Origin of the sequence: Arthrobacter sp. efr-133-R2A-63 (assembly GCF_030209795.1) — a bacterium.
Lineage (GTDB): Bacteria > Actinomycetota > Actinomycetes > Actinomycetales > Micrococcaceae > Arthrobacter > Arthrobacter bambusae_A.
Window position 1 is genome coordinate 1 of sequence record NZ_JARVRG010000049.1, and the last position, 1,870, is coordinate 1,870.

The following is a 1,870-nucleotide window of genomic DNA, read 5'->3' on the forward strand; positions in this document are numbered from 1 at the left end:
CAGGTGGCTCAGTTTTCAACCGTCACAATGGCTCAGTTTTCGACCGTCACTGACACTGCCGCACCGAGCACACGACTGTGGGATCTGGCCTACGCCGCCCAGGCATTCACGCTCTCGGACACGAACCAGGCGCCGGAGGAAGCCGCGCAGAATTTGACGGCCTTCACCTCCTAAAGTCTTCCCATGACTTGGGGCATGAACCGTGGGGTTCAATGTATCTCGAAGGCCATGGTGACCACTGGCGGGCCGCAACCGAATACGCGGAGCGTCATCAGGATCTTTGGTCGAAAGCGCTTCTCACATCCCCACGCTGAGGGATCCTTTACCGGACGGCATGTCGACTCTCAGGAGCAGGTCTTGAGTAAACCTGTCGCACCGGGACGAGCCCGGAAGGTGACGATGTGGCCGTTGTCATCCCGAAAAACAGCCTGTGAACCGGACACGGTCACGGTGCCTGCCTGATAGGGGTTCCCCCATCCCGGAGGGGGATTGCCCTGACCATCATCCAATGGTGTTTCGGCAATGAAGAACGTGTCATCGACGCGCAATTCTTCGATTCCGCAGTGCGTGTAAAGCATGATTGGCATGCCTGAAGCAATGGGGGTCGGTGCTTCCGCGGAGGCTTCTGTAATCGGCGTTGCAGGCCCTGCGCACGCACACAGGACGGCGAATAGCGCGATGGCCAATGATGAGATCCTAATTTTTCCGGCCATACGACCCACCCCAGTCCCCGATCAGGCTCACAGAATATGCCTTGGGAAAGTTGGCCACAATGTTAGAGCTAGCCAGGTTGGTCGTACGTGTCCGTTTTCCTCAACCTTAGAGGTGGAACGCCCAAAGATCTGGCCTTCAGCAGCGGCTACATGTGAATCGCAGCAGCGGCGTCATCGCGCCGCCGAGGGGCTTCGAAGTCCGGTCGTCGCCTTTTATCCAGTAGTGATTCGGACTCCGGCGACGGCGCCTGTCCAAGGACCGTTCGGGTCGTGCCGTATCAGTGAAGCCACGACATATCCCGCTGGCAACTCGACAATCTTCGACAAGACGCCGGAGCAATCAAGATCGAGCGACTTCAGCTGCTCAGACCCTCCGGCGGTGATGAACATCTGGGCGTTCGGGATGCCCACGCAAGCCGCCGTGACGGTATACCGGCCTGCGGTCGCCACTTTTACGGTTTTGCTGAAACCAACCCCTGGTCCGTCGGCAGGGCCGGAGTCCTCAAGGAGCACGGAACCTTCAGCCGCTCCAAGGCGCTTGTCCAATTCGCCGTAATTGCGCTTTTCGGCATCCAGTATCTCCGGGCCCTTCGTGGGGACGACAGGCGCTGGGCGACTGCTGTGCTCGGCGGCTGTCTGCACCGGATCGCCGGCATCCTCGTACGTGCACGCTGCCAGGCCCCCGGACAGCAGCAGGCCCAGCACCGCCGCCGTAGCAGCACTGCGAATTGGTCTCATTCCCCCACGACCTGACATGGGCCGAGTCTATGGTGCGTTCGCCCAAAGGCAAGTCGCAACCGGTCCTTAAGCGTTGTGGGTTCGCGCTGTCCGTATGCTGTCCCCGGTCCGGGTACATGTACGGTCAAGGATCCCTCAGCGTTCACCTTGCGGAATCCAAGTGGCTCTATCGGCCATTCGGCCCCTGGCGACCAGACTGGATTCTGTCTCATCGCCCGTCGTCGCGTACGTTATTCCGTTTCACTCGCCGATTATGAATTAGCCGAATCAGTCCCACAGGCGCAGCTCCCATAATTAAGAACACGGGAAACTCAATGGTGGACCTCTCGCCTTGGCTCTGGGAGAGCAGGAGTGAGCCGGCGGCGATGGTCAAGTCCCGTGGAGTGGTGTAACGGTTGATCCTTCGCTTAGGCGCTGAG

The 1,870-nt window shown here is 59.7% G+C and carries 2 protein-coding genes; both read right to left on the minus strand.

The features are described from left to right. Positions 1–344 precede the first annotated feature (344 nt). Positions 345–713, minus strand: a complete 369-nt coding sequence (locus QRN45_RS20225) for a hypothetical protein (RefSeq protein ID WP_284764474.1) — start codon at positions 711–713, stop codon at positions 345–347. A 213-nt stretch (positions 714–926) separates the two neighbouring features. Next, positions 927–1,451, minus strand: coding sequence for a hypothetical protein (locus tag QRN45_RS20230; protein WP_284764476.1), 525 nt, complete (start codon positions 1,449–1,451; stop codon positions 927–929). Positions 1,452–1,870: the final 419 nt, after the last annotated feature.

Excerpts from the sequence above, each read along its gene's own strand:
- QRN45_RS20225 (WP_284764474.1), bottom strand. The coding sequence starts at position 713 with ATGGCCGGAAAAATTAGGATCTCATCATTGGCCATCGCGCTATTCGCC.
- QRN45_RS20230 (WP_284764476.1), bottom strand. The coding sequence starts at position 1,451 with ATGAGACCAATTCGCAGTGCTGCTACGGCGGCGGTGCTGGGCCTGCTG.